The organism is Aeromonas sp. FDAARGOS 1415 (assembly GCF_019048365.1).
Lineage (GTDB): Bacteria > Pseudomonadota > Gammaproteobacteria > Enterobacterales > Aeromonadaceae > Aeromonas > Aeromonas taiwanensis.
Genome location: NZ_CP077363.1, coordinates 1,833,937 through 1,851,047, shown reverse-complemented (window position 1 = coordinate 1,851,047; position 17,111 = coordinate 1,833,937). Strand labels below are relative to the sequence as shown.

The window sequence follows — 17,111 nt, the reverse complement described above, 5'->3', positions numbered from 1 at the left end:
CCCGCTACGCCGCTAATATGAATTCAACTTCCCGGTTCACAATCCCGAGTCACCCTTATGTTCGCAAGCCTGACACTGAAACAGAAAATTCTGGCCACCGTCATCCTCGCCGTCGCCCTCTCCTGCCTGCTGGTGGGGTATTTCAGCCAGCGTTCGGCACAGCAGCTGATCGAACAGCGCATGTTCCAGCAGGAACTGCCCAACCTCACGCAGCGTATCGGCAAGGAGATCGAGAAGGACCTCACCTCGGTCGCGAACGCCGCCAGGCAGCTGGCCAACGATCGCTTCGTGCTGGACTGGGTCGAGCGCGGCATGCCCAAGGAGCAGGAGGCCATCCTCATCAACCAGCTCAAGGACATGACGAGCCAGTACGGCCTGGTCACCGCCTCCTTCGCCGATCGCCAGAGCGCGGCTTACTACAACCAGGACGGCTTCCTGCGCATCCTGAACCACGACCAGGACAACTGGTTCTACGACTACACCAAGAGCGGCCAGGATCTGATGCTCAGCATCTTTCGCGAGACCAATGGCGAGGTGAAGCTGTTCGTCAACTTCCAGCAGAAGGATGGTCGCGGCCTCGCCGGCCTCGCCAAGTCCCTCGACAGCATGGTCAGCATGCTCGCCGATTTTCGCATCGGTGAGAGCGGCTTCGTCTTCATGACCGATGGCAGTGGCAAGGTGAAACTGCACCCGGATGCGGCCCGCATCGATCGGGACAACCTGACCCAGCTGGCAGAAGGCGGCAGCACCAACCTGCTGGCCAAGCAGCCCTTTGCCGCTACCCACGCCAATGTCGACGGCCAGCCGGTGATCCTGGCCAGCAGCTATATCCCCCTGCTGGACTGGTATCTGGTAGCTCAGGTGCCTGAAAACGAGATCTTTGCCGAGCTGGATCGGGCACGCCTGCATATCGTGCTGGTCAGCCTGGCCATCGCCGTCGGCATGGGGCTGCTCGGCGTGCTGCTGGCCGGCTCGGTCAGTCGCCCGCTCAACGAGCTGGCTCGCCTATTCCGGGAACTCGGCAGCGGCGACGGCGATCTGACCCAGCGCCTCAAGGTCGATGGCCGTGACGAGCTGGCTCAGGTCGCCACCGGCTTCAACAACTTCGTCACCAAGATCCACGGCTCCATCGAGCAGGTCGCCAGCAACTCCCGTCAGCTGGCCGCCACCGCCAACGAGGTGGCCGCCAAGGCCCAGCTCACCCAGCACAACTGCACCGCCCAGCGGGATCGCACCGTCCAGGTCGCCACCGCCATCCACGAGATGGGGGCCACCGTCAGCGAGATCGCCGGCAATGCGTCCCTGGCTGCCGACGTCGCCAAGCAGGCCAACGAGCAGGCCGATGCGGGGGCCCAGGTCGTGGCCCAGGCACGCCACGGCATCGTCGGCCTCTCCGGCGAGATCGAACAGGTCGCCGGCGTCATCGAGTCCCTGGCCAGCCAGACCGACTCCATAGGCAGCATCCTCGATACCATCCGCAGCATCTCGGAGCAGACCAACCTGCTGGCCCTCAACGCCGCCATCGAGGCCGCTCGCGCCGGTGAGCAGGGCCGCGGCTTCGCCGTGGTGGCCGACGAGGTGCGCAACCTTGCCAGCCGCTCCGCCGCCTCCACCGCCGAGATCCAGGTCATGATCAACAGCCTCCAGGAGCAGAGCGCCCGCGCCGTCAGTGCCATGGCCCAGGGCCGCAACCAGAGCCAGCTGGTGGTCACCCAGGCCGACGAGGCCAACGGGGCCCTCGATCAAATCACAGGCCACATCACCCAGATCAGCGACATGAACATCCAGGTCGCCACCGCCACCGAGGAGCAGTCCAGCGTGGTCGGGGAGATCAACCGCAACGTGGAGGACATCAACCAGCTCACCATGGAGACGGCCGACATCGCCCACCAGCTCACCGAGTCCAGCCGCAGCCTGCAACAGCTCTCCGGCGAGCTCGACAAGCTGGTCGGCAACTTCCGGCTGTGACCCCTTCCCCCTCGTTTTATGAACCAGGGAGCCAACGCGCTCCCTTTTTCATGGCAACGGCAGGCCATGACGCAACGCCGCCAATTCGACTCAGGATTCCTGGCCGCAATGCTTCATAATCAGGGGAGAACCAAGGAGAACGAGAATGGGCAAACTGATGATGGTCATGGTACTGGGCGCACTGCTGTCGGCCTGCAGTAGCGGTCCGGTGCGAGTGCACGGCGCCGATGTCAGTGTGGATGACACCCGGATCAGGGTCTACGACGGCCACCACGACCGCTATTACGACGACGATTATCATGGCGGCCAGCGGGGTCACTTCTGTCCACCGGGACAGGCCAAGAAAGGGCGCTGCTAGCGCCTTTTTCATGCCCGTTCCCCGGGCGGAGCAGACCCTCTAACACATCACTGGCGAGCGCCGTGATGCGCCGCCAACCACCGCCTCAACACGGCACGTACTTCCCCCTCATGAAGGATGCTGGACTGGCTCATCGCGATGCCAGCGGCAAGTCGTGACGCAACACCATCAATCCGCCCCGGTATTCATGGTGAACGGCAACATAATCAGGGGAAACACAGGAGGTTGTTATGGACAAGCGGATTCTGATCGTACTGCTTGGCGCCTTGCTCAGCGGTTGTGCCAGTGGCCCGGTGCGGGTCCACGGCGCGGATTTCAGCGTGGATGACGCGCACATCCGGGTGAGCGACGGCTACTACCGTTACCATGGCGACCACTACTATCGCCATTACGACGATCACCATCACCACCACCACCGCGACAGGTACTATCGCGAACGAGACTACCGGGACCATTACGATGGTCATCACCACGGCGGCTATCGCTCGTTCTGCCCGCCGGGTCAGGCGAAGAAGGGACGCTGCTGACGGCAAAACCCCGAAAGACAGACGACAAAAAGCCGCTCCATGGAGCGGCTTTTTCACAGGCGGGAAGAAGCTTATTTCTTCTTCTTGGCCTTGGCGTTCGGCAGGTCGGTGATGGAGCCTTCGAACACTTCGGCAGCCAGGCCCACGGACTCGTGCAGAGTCGGGTGAGCGTGGATGGTCAGCGCGATGTCTTCGGCGTCGGCACCCATCTCGATGGCCAGACCGATTTCACCCAGCAGTTCACCGCCGTTGGTACCCACGATGGCACCACCGATGACGCGGCCGCTCTCCTTGTCGAAGATCAGCTTGGTCATACCGTCGGCGCAGTCGGACGCGATGGCGCGACCGGACGCAGCCCACGGGAAGGTGGCGACTTCGAAGTTCAGGCCCTGTTGCTTGGCTTCCTTCTCGGTCAGACCGACCCAGGCCATTTCCGGCTCGGTGTAGGCGATGGACGGGATCACTTTCGGGTCGAAGTAGTGCTTCTTGCCGGCGATGACTTCGGCCGCGACGTGGCCTTCGTGCACACCCTTGTGGGCCAGCATGGGCTGACCGACGATGTCACCGATGGCGTGGATGTGAGCCACGTTGGTACGCAGCTGCTTGTCCACCTCGATGAAACCACGCTCGTTGACGGCAACGCCCGCCTTCTCGGCGTCCAGCATCTTGCCGTTCGGCACACGACCCACGGCAACCAGCACGTTGTCGTAGCGCACCGGCTCGGCCGGGGCGTGCTTGCCTTCGTAGGAGACGTACAGGCCGTCTTCACGGGCTTCAACTGCGGTGACCTTGGTCTCCAGCATGATGTTGAATTTCTTGGCAACGCGCTTGGTGTAGATCTTGACGATGTCTTTATCGGCAGCCGGTACCAGCTGGTCGGCAAATTCCACCACGTCGATCTCGGAGCCCAGGGAGGAGTACACGGTACCCATCTCCAGACCGATGATGCCGCCACCGATAACCAGCAGCTTGCCCGGTACGGTAGTCAGTTCCAGCGCATCGGTAGAGTCCCATACGCGCGGATCTTCATGGGGGATGAACGGCAGCTTCACCGGACGGGAACCCGCGGCGATGATGGCGTTGTCGAAGGTGACGGTGGTCTTGCCGTCGGCGCCTTCCACTTCCAGCGTGTTCGGGCCGGTGAACTTGCCGAAGCCGTTCACGACCTGGACTTTACGCATCTTGGCCATGCCAGCCAGACCGCCGGTCAGCTGGTTGATGACCTTCTCTTTCCACAGACGCACCTTGTCGATGTCGGTCTGCGGGGCACCGAATACGATGCCGTGCTCGGCCAGCGCCTTGGCTTCTTCAATGACTTTGGCGACGTGCAGCAGTGCCTTGGACGGGATGCAGCCCACGTTCAGGCAGACGCCACCCAGGGTGGAGTAACGCTCGACGATAATGGTATCCAGACCCAAGTCAGCCGCACGGAAGGCAGCGGAATAACCGGCAGGGCCAGCACCCAGTACTACGACCTGGGTTTTGATTTCTTTACTCATCATGACCTCTTTGTCGTTCTTATATCCCCGGACAGCACAGTCTTATGCCAGACAAGGCGGCTGCAGCCGTGAAAAAAACGGGGCAAGTTTACAATCCTGTTAATGAAATGAGAAGCAAAAAGGGCGGGCTGTGGGCCCGCCCTCTCACTTACAGGACCAGTCGACGAATGTCGGACAGTACACCACTCAGGGTGGTGATGAAGCGAGCACCGTCGGCGCCGTCGATGACGCGGTGGTCGTAGCTCAGAGCCAGCGGCAGCATCAGACGCGGCACGAACTCTTTACCGTTCCACTTCGGCTTCATCTCGGACTTGGAGACGCCCAGGATGGCCACTTCCGGCGCGTTGACGATCGGGGTAAAGCTGGTACCACCGATGCCACCCAGGCTGGAAATGGTGAAGCAACCGCCCTGCATGTCGGCAGCGGTCAGCTTGCCGGCACGGGCCTTCTTGGAGATCTCGGCCAGATCGCGGGACAGCTCGTGGATGCCCTTCTTGTTGACGTCGCGAACCACCGGAACCACCAGACCGTTGGGGGTATCCACCGCCACACCGATGTGGATGTACTTCTTCATGATCAGCTTGCTGCCGTCTTCGGACAGGGCGCTGCAGAAGCGCGGATGGGCTTCCAGGGCCTTGGCGGCGGCTTTCAGGATGAACACCAGCGGGGTGATCTTCACGTCCAGCTTCTGCTTCTCGGCCAGGATGTTCTGCTCTTTGCGGAACGCTTCCAGATCCGTGGTATCCGCTTCGTCGAACTGGGTGACGTGGGGGATCATGGCCCAGTTGCGATGCAGGGCAGGACCGGAGATCTTCTGGATACGGGTCAGTTCCAGCTCTTCGACCGGGCCGAACTTGCTGAAATCAACCTTCGGCCAGGCGACGACGCTCATGCCGTTGCCAGTGCCGGTGCCAGCAGCCGGAGCGGACTCGGCGCGCTTGACCGCATCCTTCACGTAAGCCTGCACGTCTTCTTTGACGATGCGACCCTTGCGACCGGAGGCTTTCACCTTGGCCAGGTTGACGCCGAACTCGCGTGCCAGACGGCGAACCGCCGGGGAGGCGTGGACGTAGGCATCGTTGGCCACGAAGTCGGAAGCGGCAGCAGCCTGGGCAACCGGCGCAGGGGCGGCGGCAACCGGAGCGGCAGCAACAGGCGCAGGGGCGGCGGCAGGAGCAGCCACGGCAGCCGGAGCGGCACCAGCCACTTCGAACACCATGATCAGGGAACCGGTGGAGACCTTGTCACCCGCCTTCACCTTGATCTCCTTGACCACACCGGCGAACGGTGCAGGCACTTCCATGGAGGCCTTGTCGCCTTCCACGGCGATCAGGGACTGGTCGGCTTCAACCTTGTCACCCACGGCCACCATGATCTCGGTGACTTCCACTTCGTCACCACCGATGTCCGGTACGTTGACGTCTTTCGCGCCGGCGGCAACCGGAGCGGCAGCCACGGGGGCGGCAGCAGGAGCAGGAGCGGCAGCAGCGGCCGGGGCAGCGCCCGCCACTTCGAATACCATCACCAGGGAACCGGTGGAGACCTTGGCACCAGCGGCAACCTTGATCTCGACCACGCGACCGGCGAACGGTGCCGGCACTTCCATGGAGGCCTTGTCACCTTCCACGGCGATGATGGACTGGTCGGCTTCAACCATGTCGCCCACGGCAACCATGATTTCAGTCACTTCGACTTCGTCACCACCGATGTCCGGTACGTTGACGTCCTGACGAGCGGCAGCGGCCGGAGCGGCGGCCGGCGCAGCAGCAACCGGGGCAGCAGCCTGGGCCGGAGCCGGTGCGGCAGCACCCTCGGCTTCGAAGACCATGATCTGGGAACCGGTGGCAACCTTGTCGCCCACCTTGATCAGGATCTCTTTGACGATACCCGCGGCCGGAGCCGGGACTTCCATGGAAGCCTTGTCACCTTCCACGGCGATCAGGGACTGGTCCAGCTCGACCTTGTCACCCACGGCCACCATGATCTCGGTGACTTCAACTTCATCGGCACCGATATCCGGCACCATAATCTGTTTGGACATTGCGCTTTATCCTCTTGCGTGTATCCGCGTGACGGGCTGACCCCGCTCACGCGTCTCTCGCGTTAACCTTTGCAAGGTCGCGCCGGATACCCGGCGCGACACTCGTTCCTCTTACGCGTACAGCGGGTTCACCTTGTCGGCATCGATGCCGTACTTGGCGATGGCCTCGGCCACAACCTGCTTGTCGATCTCGCCGCGCTTGGCCAGTTCGGTCAGGGCAGCAACCACCACGTAGAACTCGTTCACTTCGAAGTGACGACGCAGGTTGGCACGGCTGTCGGAACGGCCGTAACCGTCGGTACCCAGCACGCGGTAGTTCTCGGTCGGTACGAAGGCACGCACCTGATCGGCGAAGGACTTCATGTAGTCGGTCGCGGCGATGGTGGCTTCGGCACCCAGTACCTGAGCGATGTAGGGAACGCGAGCCTCGGCGGTCGGGTGCAGCATGTTCCAGCGATCCGCGTCCTGACCGTCACGAGCCAGCTCGTTGAAGGAGGTGACGCTGAACACGTCGGAACCCACGCCGTACTCGCTGGCCAGGATCTGGGCGGCGGTGCGCACGTGACCCAGGATGGAGCCACAGCCCAGCAGCTGAACCTTGGCCTTGGTACCGGCCACGGACTCCAGCTTGTAGATACCCTTGCGGATGCCTTCCTCGGCGCCTTCCGGCATGGCCGGCATGGCGTAGTTCTCGTTCAGGGTGGTGATGTAGTAGAACACGTTCTCCGGGTTCTCACCGTACATGCGGCGCAGGCCGTCCTGTACGATCACCGCCACTTCATAGGCGTAGGACGGGTCGTAGGAGATGCAGTTCGGGATGGTACCGGCCAGGATGTGGCTGTGACCATCTTCGTGCTGCAAGCCCTCTCCGTTAAGAGTGGTACGACCGGAGGTCGCACCCAGCAGGAAGCCACGGGCTTGCTGGTCACCAGCTGCCCACGCCATGTCGCCGATCCGCTGGAAGCCGAACATGGAGTAGTAGATGTAGAACGGGATCATCGGGCAGTCGTTGGTGCTGTAAGAGGTCGCAGCAGCCAGCCAGGAGGACATGGCGCCCAACTCGTTGATACCGTCTTGCAGAACCTGACCCTGCTTGTCTTCCTTGTAGTAGGAGACGATGTCGCGGTCTTGCGGGGTGTACTGCTGACCGTGCGGGCTGTAGATACCGATCTGGCGGAACAGGCCTTCCATACCGAAGGTACGGGCTTCGTCAGCCAGGATCGGCACGATGCGCTTGCCGATGGACTTGTCTTTCAGCATCACGTTCAGGGAACGCACGAACGCCATGGTGGTGGAGATTTCGCGCGCCTGTTCGCCCAGCAGCGGACCGAAGGCATCCAGCGCCGGGATTTCCAGCTTGGTGGTGCTCTCGCGCAGACGGGTCGGTACATAGCCCTTCAGTGCGGCACGACGGGCGTGCAGGTACTTGTGCTCTTCGGTACCTTCTTCGATCTTCAGGTACGGCAGGTTTTCCAGCTGCTCGTCGGTCACCGGCAGGTTGAAACGATCGCGCAGGTGACGCACGGAGCCCAGATCCATCTTCTTGACCTGGTGAGCGATGTTCTTGCCTTCGGCCGCTTCGCCCATGCCATAACCCTTGATGGTCTTGGCCAGGATCACGGTCGGCTTGCCCTTGGTCTGTGCAGCCTTGGAGAAGGCGGCGAACAGTTTGCGAGGGTCGTGACCACCACGGTTCAGGGCGAAGATCTCCTCGTCGGTCATGTCTTTGACCAGCGCGGCGGTTTCCGGGTAACGGTTGAAGAAGTGCTCGCGCACGTAGGCGCCATCGCGGGACTTCATGGTCTGGTAGTCACCGTCCACGGTCTCGTTCATCAGCTGGATCAGCTTGCCGGACGTGTCTTTCTTCAGCAGCTCATCCCACTTGCGACCCCAGATGACCTTGGTGACGTCCCAGCCGGCGCCGGAGAACAGGCCTTCCAGCTCGTTGATGACCTTGCCGTTGCCCACAACCGGACCGTCCAGACGCTGCAGGTTGCAGTTGACCACGAACACCAGGTTGTCGAGCTTTTCACGCACGGCAACGGTCAGGGCACCCTTGGCTTCCGGCTCGTCCATCTCGCCGTCACCCAGGAAGGCGTAAACGGTCTGCTCGGAGCAATCTTTGATGCCACGGTCGGTCAGGTACTTCAGGAAGCGCGCCTGATAGATGGCGGCGATGGGGCCCAGACCCATGGAGACGGTCGGGAACTGCCAGAATTCCGGCATCAGTTTCGGGTGCGGGTAGGAAGGGATACCCTTGCCATCCACTTCCTGACGGAAGTTGTCCAGCTGCTCTTCGGTCAGGCGACCTTCGGCGAAAGCACGGGCGTAGATGCCCGGGGAGATGTGACCCTGGAAGTAGACCAGGTCACCACCGTCCTTCTCGTTACGAGCACGGAAGAAGTGGTTGTAGCAGACTTCGTAGATGGTCGCGGAAGAAGCGAAGGAAGACATGTGACCACCCAGGTCCAGGTCTTTCTTGGAGGCGCGCAGCACGATCATCATGGCGTTCCAGCGGATGATGGCGCGGATGCGACGTTCCATCTCCAGGTCGCCCGGGTAAGCCGGTTCGTCGCTGGACGGGATGGTGTTGATGTAGTCGCGAGTAGCCTTGGCAGCTACGTCCACGCCACTTGCGCGAGCCTTCTCAGCAAGCTGTTCAAGGATGAACTGAGCGCGTTGCGGACCCTCTTCACGCAGCAGGGATTCCAGAGAGGCAAGCCACTCCAGCGTTTCTATCGGGTCCACATCGTTCTTCAGGATATCAGACATGGCTGGTTCCTATGTTGTTGTGATTGCACGGCATTGCACGGCGAAGGGCGCAAGCATTCGACAATAAAGAAAGCCTTGTGGGATTAGTTTTCCTGCTGACGGATCCGACGCATGGATCGCTGGATCCGGCTGTCTTCCCTCTGCATATCCAACAAGGTGTCCTCGATAAAGGCCAGGTGCTCATGACAAGCAGCTCTGGCCCGCTCCGGAGCCCCCGACAGGATAGCCTCGATCAGGCTCGCACGATGGCGACGGATCTTGGCTACCACTCCCGGACGGCGATTCAAAATCTCGTTATTTCGTAAAATGTTCTGCTCGAGCATGGGGCCCATAGCCCGCAACAGGTGCAACAGCACCACGTTGTGGGAGGCCTCGGCCACGGCCAGATAGAACTGGGTGACGGCGGCGGATTCGGCCACCAGCGACCCCTGCTGGCCGGCTTCCTCGATGGCGGACTGCGCCAGGCGGATCCGCTCGAAGTCAGCCTCGGTGCCCCGCAGCGCCGCATAGTAGGCACAGATACCTTCCAGCGCATGACGAAATTCCAGCAGGTCGTACTGGGCTTCGGGGTGAGTGCTGAGCAGCTCGAACAGGGGATCGGCGATCCCCTTGCTCAGGGCATTCTGTACGTAAGTGCCACCGCCCTGACGACGATACAAGAGCCCTCTTGCTTCCAGGCGCTGGATGGCTTCGCGCAGAGAAGGGCGCGATACCTGAAACTGGATGGCGAGTTCCCGCTCGGGCGGCAACTTCTGGCCCGGCTGCAGGCTGCCTTCCAGAATCATGCTTTCCAGCTCGGCGACGATGGCGTCGGCCAGCTTGGGCTGAGTTATCTTGATATAGGGCATGAGGCTACTTTGTTAAATTGGTATTACCAATTCTATGATTGGGGCGAAAATTAGCAGAGGGCATGGAAAAAGTCCACTCGAAATATGATCTGCATCAAGAAGCAACATCACCACTTTAGGGGTAAATTACCGTAATCATGATGCAGCTCATAGAAAATGGTCTGACCAATATTTGTGAGCTTGCTCACCGGCAACATTTGTTCAACAGCATGAAAAATGGCTTACCTCATAAGGCAAGCCATTGATTCTAAAAACACAAAATAATTTTTAGTTTTTTCACTCAGAGTGTAGCTTTTCCCGATATCGAGCCCATTCGAAACTGCCACCCGGATCCGTCTTGCGGCCCGGCGCTATGTCGCAGTGACCGACGATCCGCTCCGCCGTGATGGCAGGATACTGGCGTAAAATGGCCCGGGTGAGACCTGACAGCACCTCATACTGCACATCGCTGTAGGGAAGCTCGTCGGTGCCTTCCAGCTCGATGCCGATGGAGAAATCGTTGCACGCCTCCCTCCCCTCCCAGCACGACACTCCCGCATGCCAGGCCCTGGCACAGAACGGCACGTACTGCACCAGCCCCCCGTCCCGACGAATCAGGCAGTGGGCCGAGACCCGTAGCTGATGGATACCGGCAAAATAGGGATGAGCGTCGGGATCCAGCCGGCCGAGAAACAGATCGTCTATCCAGGGGCCGCCAAACTCGCCCGGCGGCAGGCTGATGCCGTGTATCACCAGCAGGGAGACATCGTCGGGACTGAGCCGCGCATTGTGATGGGGCGAGGGCACCTTGCGGGCCTGATCGCACCATCCTTCTCGATCGATGGAAAACTGGGTTGTGGAATTTGTCATCGTCTGCTCGACTCACAATGGGAATGGGCGCCCTGGCATGACGGCGCACTAAAGGGGAAACAAGTCTCTGAATTCACGGCTAAAGCTGTGTTAGGCTGAGCCATTCACTCGCGCGATGTGGGACATCCTATGCACCCTATGGCACGCCGTCTCTGGCTGCTGGCCTGGCTCTCGCTGCTGGGCCTGTTGACCCTCTATTTTCACGCTCGCGAGCAACCGTCCGTCACCGCCGATGGCGATCTGCGGCTCAAGGCGGATGCCAGCGGCCATTATCGTCTGGAGGGTGCCATCAACGGCCAGCCTGTGCAACTGCTGCTGGACACGGGTGCCACCCGCATAACCGTCCCGCAGCCAGTCGCGGAACGGCTGGGGCTGACCGCCCACGGCAGCAGCCAGGTCAACACGGCGGCCGGAATAATCCGGGTCGGCAACGGTACCATTGAAACGCTGGCGATGGGCCCTTTGACCTTGTACGATCTGGCCATCTTCATCAATCCGGCGGCGGAGGGGGACGAGGTGCTGGTAGGCATGAATGCCCTCGGTCGGCTGGAGCTAGTTCAAAAGGAGCGGCAATTGCTGCTCAGACCCTTGCAGGAATAAGGCATGTTTCAACAGGACGTCAGCCGCGCCGTGCGCGCCGCACTACTCGAAGACTTGGGCGATGCCCTCACCGCTCTGGATCAACCGGATGCCAGCGCCGATATCACGGCCCAGCTGATCCCGGCGGATCGCATCTCGACGGCCCGGGTCATCACCCGCGAGGCCGGCGTGTTCTGCGGGCAGCCCTGGGTCGACGAGGTGTTCGCCCAGCTCGGCGGCGAGGTGAAGGTGGAGTGGCTGGTGCAAGATGGCGAGCGCCTCTCCCCCAACCAGGAACTGTTCCGCCTCCATGGCCCGGCTCGCGTGCTCCTGACCGGCGAACGCAATGCCCTGAACTTCGTGCAGACCCTCTCTGGCGTCGCCACCCTGACCGCCCGGTACGTGGCCGAGCTGGAAGGAACGGATTGCCGGCTGCTCGACACCCGCAAGACGCTGCCCGGCCTGCGTACCGCCCAGAAATATGCCGTCACCTGCGGCGGCGGCAAAAACCATCGCATCGGGCTCCATGATGCCTATCTCATCAAGGAGAATCATATCCTCGCCTGCGGCGGCATCCGGGAAGCCATCACCGAGGCCCGCCACCTCAATCCGGGCAAGCCGGTGGAAGTGGAAGTGGAATCCCTGCCCGAGCTGGAGCAGGCACTGGCAGCCCGGGCAGACATCGTGATGCTGGACAACTTCGACGTTCCCATGATGCGAGAGGCCGTTCGCATCAATCAGGGACGCGCCAAACTGGAGGTTTCCGGCAACGTCACCCTGGAGACGCTGGCGGAATATGCCGCGACCGGCGTCGACTTTATCTCGGTGGGTGCCCTGACCAAACACGTGCGGGCGCTGGATCTCTCGATGCGCTTTATCGCAGATTAATCGAATCAGCCCCCCTTGCCTGGGAAATATTACAGGACTCGAAACTTGCAAAAGGCGCCATCGGCGCCTTTTCTTTATGCAGGAACCCGCGACATAAGGAGTGTGAAGATGGGCCCTCCCCAAGATTGAACAGTGCCAAGAGACACCTTTTAACCGTTGATTTTTCTACAAGTTTCACTAAATGACACAAAAGTGGCTGACAAGAGCCCTGCCTCTGTTGCCAACCCGAAGCGCTCGGATAAGATACTGGCTGTGGATAGCATTCCACCGGTGCTTATCAGGAACCATGGACAAAAGGATATTTGACATGAAAAGACAGTCAGGGTTTACGCTAATCGAATTGATGATCGTCGTTGCGATCGTCGCCATCCTCGCCGCCATCGCATTGCCGGCGTATCAGACCTATACCAAAAAAGCCAAGTTTTCAGAGGTAATCGCCGCGACAGGGGGTTTTAAAACTGCGGTAGAGGTTTGTTACCAAACGAATGCTTCTTTAGCCACATGTTTTACCCCTGGAGCAGGGGGAATACCATCAGCAGCTGGAGCTACCGGTTTTGTGACGTCCGTTACGGTCGGAGGCTCCTCTAGCGCAGTTAGTATTACGGCTGTCGGTGATTCTGGAGTATTCGGCTCTGGTAATAATACCTATGTCATGTCAGGGGCCCCGAGCGGAGGCCAAGTTTTATGGACACAACCAGCATCAGGGTCAACATGTAGCGCCGCAGGTTTGTGTTAAACAATTATGACCTCTAGCCTCAATAGCGGCCTGGCCACCAGTCTGGCCGCTTCCTCCCTCCTCAGTGAGCCGGACTCACAACGCTATCTGAGCCAGGCCAGGGCACAGCGCAAGCCCTTTGTCACCTTCCTCATTGAAAACGACATCCTCGACAGCAAGGCCCTCGCCGATTTTTGCGAGCTGGAGTATGGGGTACCTCTGCTGGATTTAGCCGCCTTCGACCTGGCCGAGATCCCGCAGAAATACCTCAATCAAAAGCTGATTGAGAAGCACCACGTCCTGCCCATCTACACCCAGGGGCACACCCTCTATATTGCCATGTCGGATCCGACCAATGTGTCGGCCCTGGAGGATTTCGGCTTCAGCTTCGGCTTGCACACCGAGGCCCTGCTGGTCGAGGAGAGCAAGCTGACCACCGCCATAGGCAAGCTGATGGAGAGCGAGCAGGATACCCTTGGCATGGACCACATCGATGAGGCCGAGATCTCTGAGCTCGAGGTTTCCGATGAGAGCTCTCGCATCGACGAGGGCGTCAACACTGCCGACGATGATGCTCCCATCGTCAAGTACATCCACAAGATCATGATGGATGCCATCAAGCGCGGGGCATCGGACCTGCATTTCGAGCCTTATGAGCAGAAGTACCGGATCCGGTTTCGCATTGACGGCATACTGCACGAGATCGCCACCCCGCCGGTCAATCTGGCCAACCGCTTCGCGGCCCGCCTCAAGGTGATGGCCCGCCTCGATATCGCCGAACGGCGCCTGCCCCAGGACGGCCGGATCAAGCTCAAAATTTCGCGCAACCGATCCATGGACATGCGGGTCAACACCCTGCCCACCATGTGGGGCGAGAAGATCGTTATCCGGCTGCTGGACTCGTCGGCCGCGCGCCTCAACATCGATCAGCTCGGCTTCGACGACCGCCAGAAGGGACAATATCTTCACGCCCTCTCCAAGCCACAGGGCATGATACTGGTTACCGGCCCCACAGGGTCGGGCAAGACAGTGTCGCTCTATACCGGCCTCAACATCCTCAACACCAGCGAGGTCAATATCTCCACCGCCGAGGATCCGGTGGAAATCAACCTGCCTGGCGTCAACCAGGTGCAGATCAATCCCAAGGCGGGGCTCACCTTTGCCAGCGCCCTGCGCTCCTTCCTGCGTCAGGACCCCGACATCGTCATGGTAGGCGAAATACGGGATCTGGAAACCGCCGAGATCGCCATCAAGGCCGCCCAGACCGGTCACCTGGTGCTCTCTACTCTGCACACCAATTCGGCGGCCGAGACACTCACCCGCATGATGAACATGGGCGTCCCCGCCTTCAACATCGCCTCTTCGGTGACCCTCATCATGGCCCAGCGTCTCGCCCGCAAACTGTGCGACCACTGCAAGGCCCCCGAAACAGTACCGGAAGCCGAGCTGCTGGAGCTCGGATTTAGCCAGCAGCAGCTCGCTGCAGGCTTGCGCCTGTTCAAGCCCGTGGGTTGCAAAGAGTGTTCGGGAGGATACAGAGGACGCGTCGGCATCTATGAGATCATGCTGATGTCGGACAATATCGCCAAGCTCATCATGCAGGGAGCCAACTCGCTGCAAATCGCGGCCATCGCGCAGAAGGAAGGGATGCGTACCCTGCGGACCTCGGGCCTGGAAAAAGCCCGTCTTGGGGTCACCAGCCTGGCCGAAATAAACCGTATCACCACCAACTGAGTAGAGTGTTCGAGGCATCTCACCGGGTGAAGCGCTGCCAACACCCCGATGATGTTTTCCAAGCCAAGATGAGCCGGACTGGCAGCAGCATCCGGCCACCGTCGCCCAATTGCAGGATGCAGTGATGGCAACATTAGCTCAAAGAAAGAACGCGCCCAAAAAGATCTTCTCATTCCGCTGGCACGGCTTCAATCGCAAGGGGCAGAAGGTGTCCGGCGATTTCCAGGCCGACAGCATCAATACCGTCAAGGCCGAACTGCGCAAGCAGGGTGTCAATGTCACCAAGGTCAGCAAGCAGGGCCAGGGGCTGTTTTCGAGGGGTGGTGCCCGCATCAAGCCGATGGACATCGCCGTCATCTCCCGCCAGATCACCACCATGCTCTCAGCCGGCGTCCCTCTGGTTCAGAGCCTGCAGATCATCGCCCGTGGCCACGAAAAGTCGGCGGTGCGCGAACTGATCGGCCAGATCGCCGCAGATGTGGAGACAGGTACCCCGCTGTCGGAGGCGTTGCACCGTCATCCCCGCTACTTTGACGATCTCTACTGCGATCTCGTCGAGGCGGGCGAGCAGTCCGGCGCTCTGGAGACCATCTACGACCGCATCGCCACCTACCGCGAGAAGAATGAGGCGCTCAAGTCCAAGATCAAGAAGGCCATGTTCTACCCCGCCATGGTCATTCTGGTTGCCATCATAGTGACCTCTATATTGCTGTTGTTCGTCATTCCCCAGTTCGAAGAGATCTTCAAGAGCTTCGGAGCCGAGTTGCCCGCCTTTACCCGGTTCGTCATCGGCATATCCCGGTTCATGCAGGCATGGTGGTACGTCATCTTTGGCGGCCTCGCTCTGACCATCTTCCTCTATGTGCGGGCCTGGCGAAAATCCCAGAAGGTGCGAGACAGCACCGACAGGTTCATTCTCACCATCCCCGTCGTGGGCAACATACTGCACAAGGCCGCCATGGCCCGCTTTGCCCGCACCCTCTCCACCACCTTCTCCGCCGGTATTCCTCTGGTGGAGGCGCTGGTTTCGTCGGCCGGCGCCTCGGGCAACTATGTCTACCGCACGGCCATCATGGCCATTCGCAACGAGGTCATGGCCGGCATGCAGATCAACGTCGCCATGCGCACCGTGGATCTCTTTCCCGACATGGTGACCCAGATGGTCATGATCGGTGAGGAGTCAGGCGCCATCGACGACATGCTATCCAAAGTCGCGGGCATCTTCGAGCAGGAGGTCGATGACATGGTGGACGGGCTCACCAGCCTGCTCGAACCCATCATCATGGTGGTACTGGGGGTGCTGGTCGGCGGCATGGTCGTGGCCATGTACCTCCCCATCTTCAAGCTGGGCTCTGTGATACACTGACCTCCTTGGCGAGCGGCCAGCCGGCTGGGTCCGGCCTGGCCGCCTGCCCCTCTTTCCCAACACTAGCGATTGATATATGGCGCCTCTTATTGAACTGGCCCAGGGCTTGCCCTGGCTCTATCTCTCCTTGATCTTTCTCTTCTCCCTCATGGTGGGCAGTTTCCTCAACGTGGTGATCCACCGCCTGCCCATCATGATGGAGCGGGATTGGCGCGCCGAATATCGCGACTATTTCGATGAGGATGAGTCCATCTCCGCCAACGAACGCTACAACCTGATGGTGCCCCGCTCCGCCTGCCCTCACTGCGGCCATGCCATCACGGCCATCGAAAACATTCCACTCCTGAGCTGGCTCTGGCTCAGAGGGCGCTGCCGCGAGTGCCAGGCCCCCATTTCGGCCCGCTATCCTCTGGTCGAACTGCTCACGGCCCTGCTGTCCGTCGCCGTGGCAGCCACTCTGACGCCCGGCTGGGGTGTGCTGGCAGCCCTCCTGCTCACCTGGAGTCTGGTGGCGCTTATCTTTATCGATCTGGACAAGATGCTGCTGCCCGACCAGATCACCCTGCCACTGCTGTGGGGCGGGTTGCTGTTCAACCTGCTGGGTGGTTTCGTTCCCCTGGTTGATGCGGTCATCGGTACCATGGCAGGTTATCTTGTGCTCTGGAGCCTCTACTGGAGTTTCAAGCTGCTCACCGGCAAGGAGGGCATGGGGTATGGTGACTTCAAGCTGCTGGCGGCGCTGGGAGCCTGGCTCGGCTGGCAGGCGCTCCCCATCATACTGCTGCTCTCTTCCCTGGTGGGGGCCGTCATCGGCATCACGCTGATCGCACTGCGTAAACACCATCAGGGCAATCCCATCCCCTTTGGCCCCTATCTTGCCATCGCAGGCTGGATAGCGCTGTTGTGGGGGGATAAGATCACCCGCTGGTATCTCGAGCTCGTGCTCTAGCCAAAGGATCTCTGACTC

The 17,111-nt window shown here is 60.6% G+C and carries 14 protein-coding genes; 9 read left to right on the top strand and 5 right to left on the bottom strand.

The genetic code is table 11. The features are described from left to right. The first annotated feature begins 57 nt into the window (after positions 1-57). From I6L45_RS08840 to I6L45_RS08830, 3 genes are all read left to right on the top strand, one after another. Positions 58-1,968, top strand: a complete 1,911-nt coding sequence (locus I6L45_RS08840; RefSeq protein WP_134694782.1) for a methyl-accepting chemotaxis protein — start codon at positions 58-60, stop codon at positions 1,966-1,968. 145 nt (positions 1,969-2,113) lie between these two features. Next, a complete protein-coding gene (locus I6L45_RS08835) occupies positions 2,114-2,326 on the top strand; it encodes a hypothetical protein (RefSeq protein WP_043762844.1) in 213 nt (70 codons plus the stop codon). Between the two features lie 230 nt (positions 2,327-2,556). After that, the gene (locus I6L45_RS08830; protein ID WP_216983986.1) at positions 2,557-2,853 is read left to right on the top strand and encodes a hypothetical protein; all 297 of its coding nucleotides are present in this window, start codon (positions 2,557-2,559) and stop codon (positions 2,851-2,853) included. A gap of 71 nt (positions 2,854-2,924) precedes the next feature. On the opposite strand, the gene lpdA is transcribed toward I6L45_RS08830, so the two are convergent. From lpdA to ampD, 5 genes are all read right to left on the bottom strand, one after another. Continuing rightward, positions 2,925-4,352, bottom strand: coding sequence for a dihydrolipoyl dehydrogenase (gene lpdA, locus I6L45_RS08825; RefSeq protein WP_134694780.1), 1,428 nt, complete (start codon positions 4,350-4,352; stop codon positions 2,925-2,927). A gap of 148 nt (positions 4,353-4,500) precedes the next feature. Then, positions 4,501-6,393, bottom strand: a complete 1,893-nt coding sequence (gene aceF, locus I6L45_RS08820; RefSeq protein WP_210547734.1) for a pyruvate dehydrogenase complex dihydrolipoyllysine-residue acetyltransferase — start codon at positions 6,391-6,393, stop codon at positions 4,501-4,503. Positions 6,394-6,504: 111 nt separating this feature from the next. Next, positions 6,505-9,165: a pyruvate dehydrogenase (acetyl-transferring), homodimeric type gene (gene aceE / locus I6L45_RS08815; RefSeq protein WP_210547735.1), complete on the bottom strand. Its 2,661-nt coding sequence runs from the start codon at positions 9,163-9,165 to the stop codon at positions 6,505-6,507. A gap of 83 nt (positions 9,166-9,248) precedes the next feature. Further along, positions 9,249-10,013 (bottom strand): pyruvate dehydrogenase complex transcriptional repressor PdhR, encoded by a 765-nt coding sequence (gene pdhR, locus I6L45_RS08810; protein ID WP_043762834.1) that lies wholly within the window; start codon positions 10,011-10,013, stop codon positions 9,249-9,251. A gap of 276 nt (positions 10,014-10,289) precedes the next feature. Continuing rightward, positions 10,290-10,862 carry a 1,6-anhydro-N-acetylmuramyl-L-alanine amidase AmpD gene (ampD, locus tag I6L45_RS08805; protein WP_216983985.1) on the bottom strand — a complete coding sequence of 191 codons (573 nt, stop codon included), beginning with the start codon at positions 10,860-10,862 and terminating at the stop codon, positions 10,290-10,292. 129 nt (positions 10,863-10,991) lie between these two features. On the opposite strand from ampD, the gene I6L45_RS08800 reads away from it, so the two are divergent. From I6L45_RS08800 to I6L45_RS08775, 6 genes are all read left to right on the top strand, one after another. Beyond that, positions 10,992-11,462 (top strand): TIGR02281 family clan AA aspartic protease, encoded by a 471-nt coding sequence (locus I6L45_RS08800; protein ID WP_202016401.1) that lies wholly within the window; start codon positions 10,992-10,994, stop codon positions 11,460-11,462. Positions 11,463-11,465: 3 nt separating this feature from the next. Continuing rightward, on the top strand, positions 11,466-12,329 hold the full coding sequence (gene nadC, locus I6L45_RS08795; RefSeq protein WP_216983984.1) for a carboxylating nicotinate-nucleotide diphosphorylase: 864 nt from the start codon (positions 11,466-11,468) through the stop codon (positions 12,327-12,329). A gap of 307 nt (positions 12,330-12,636) precedes the next feature. Then, positions 12,637-13,065, top strand: a complete 429-nt coding sequence (locus I6L45_RS08790; RefSeq protein ID WP_216983983.1) for a prepilin-type N-terminal cleavage/methylation domain-containing protein — start codon at positions 12,637-12,639, stop codon at positions 13,063-13,065. 6 nt (positions 13,066-13,071) lie between these two features. Then, complete coding sequence (gene tapB / locus I6L45_RS08785; RefSeq protein ID WP_216983982.1) at positions 13,072-14,778, top strand: PilB family type IVa pilus assembly ATPase TapB; 1,707 nt, start codon at positions 13,072-13,074, stop codon at positions 14,776-14,778. A 124-nt stretch (positions 14,779-14,902) separates the two neighbouring features. Then, positions 14,903-16,144, top strand: a complete 1,242-nt coding sequence (locus I6L45_RS08780; protein ID WP_216983981.1) for a type II secretion system F family protein — start codon at positions 14,903-14,905, stop codon at positions 16,142-16,144. Positions 16,145-16,220: 76 nt separating this feature from the next. Beyond that, positions 16,221-17,093: an A24 family peptidase gene (locus I6L45_RS08775; RefSeq protein ID WP_216983980.1), complete on the top strand. Its 873-nt coding sequence runs from the start codon at positions 16,221-16,223 to the stop codon at positions 17,091-17,093. The last annotated feature ends 18 nt before the right edge of the window (positions 17,094-17,111 follow it).

Coding starts and splice junctions, on each gene's coding strand:
- I6L45_RS08830 (WP_216983986.1), top strand. CDS start 2,557: ATGGACAAGCGGATTCTGATCGTACTGCTTGGCGCCTTGCTCAGCGGT.
- I6L45_RS08790 (WP_216983983.1), top strand. CDS start 12,637: ATGAAAAGACAGTCAGGGTTTACGCTAATCGAATTGATGATCGTCGTT.
- aceE (WP_210547735.1), bottom strand. CDS start 9,165: ATGTCTGATATCCTGAAGAACGATGTGGACCCGATAGAAACGCTGGAG.
- I6L45_RS08780 (WP_216983981.1), top strand. CDS start 14,903: ATGGCAACATTAGCTCAAAGAAAGAACGCGCCCAAAAAGATCTTCTCA.
- ampD (WP_216983985.1), bottom strand. CDS start 10,862: ATGACAAATTCCACAACCCAGTTTTCCATCGATCGAGAAGGATGGTGC.
- pdhR (WP_043762834.1), bottom strand. CDS start 10,013: ATGCCCTATATCAAGATAACTCAGCCCAAGCTGGCCGACGCCATCGTC.
- aceF (WP_210547734.1), bottom strand. CDS start 6,393: ATGTCCAAACAGATTATGGTGCCGGATATCGGTGCCGATGAAGTTGAA.
- tapB (WP_216983982.1), top strand. CDS start 13,072: ATGACCTCTAGCCTCAATAGCGGCCTGGCCACCAGTCTGGCCGCTTCC.
- I6L45_RS08800 (WP_202016401.1), top strand. CDS start 10,992: ATGCACCCTATGGCACGCCGTCTCTGGCTGCTGGCCTGGCTCTCGCTG.
- I6L45_RS08775 (WP_216983980.1), top strand. CDS start 16,221: ATGGCGCCTCTTATTGAACTGGCCCAGGGCTTGCCCTGGCTCTATCTC.
- I6L45_RS08835 (WP_043762844.1), top strand. CDS start 2,114: ATGGGCAAACTGATGATGGTCATGGTACTGGGCGCACTGCTGTCGGCC.
- nadC (WP_216983984.1), top strand. CDS start 11,466: ATGTTTCAACAGGACGTCAGCCGCGCCGTGCGCGCCGCACTACTCGAA.
- I6L45_RS08840 (WP_134694782.1), top strand. CDS start 58: ATGTTCGCAAGCCTGACACTGAAACAGAAAATTCTGGCCACCGTCATC.
- lpdA (WP_134694780.1), bottom strand. CDS start 4,352: ATGAGTAAAGAAATCAAAACCCAGGTCGTAGTACTGGGTGCTGGCCCT.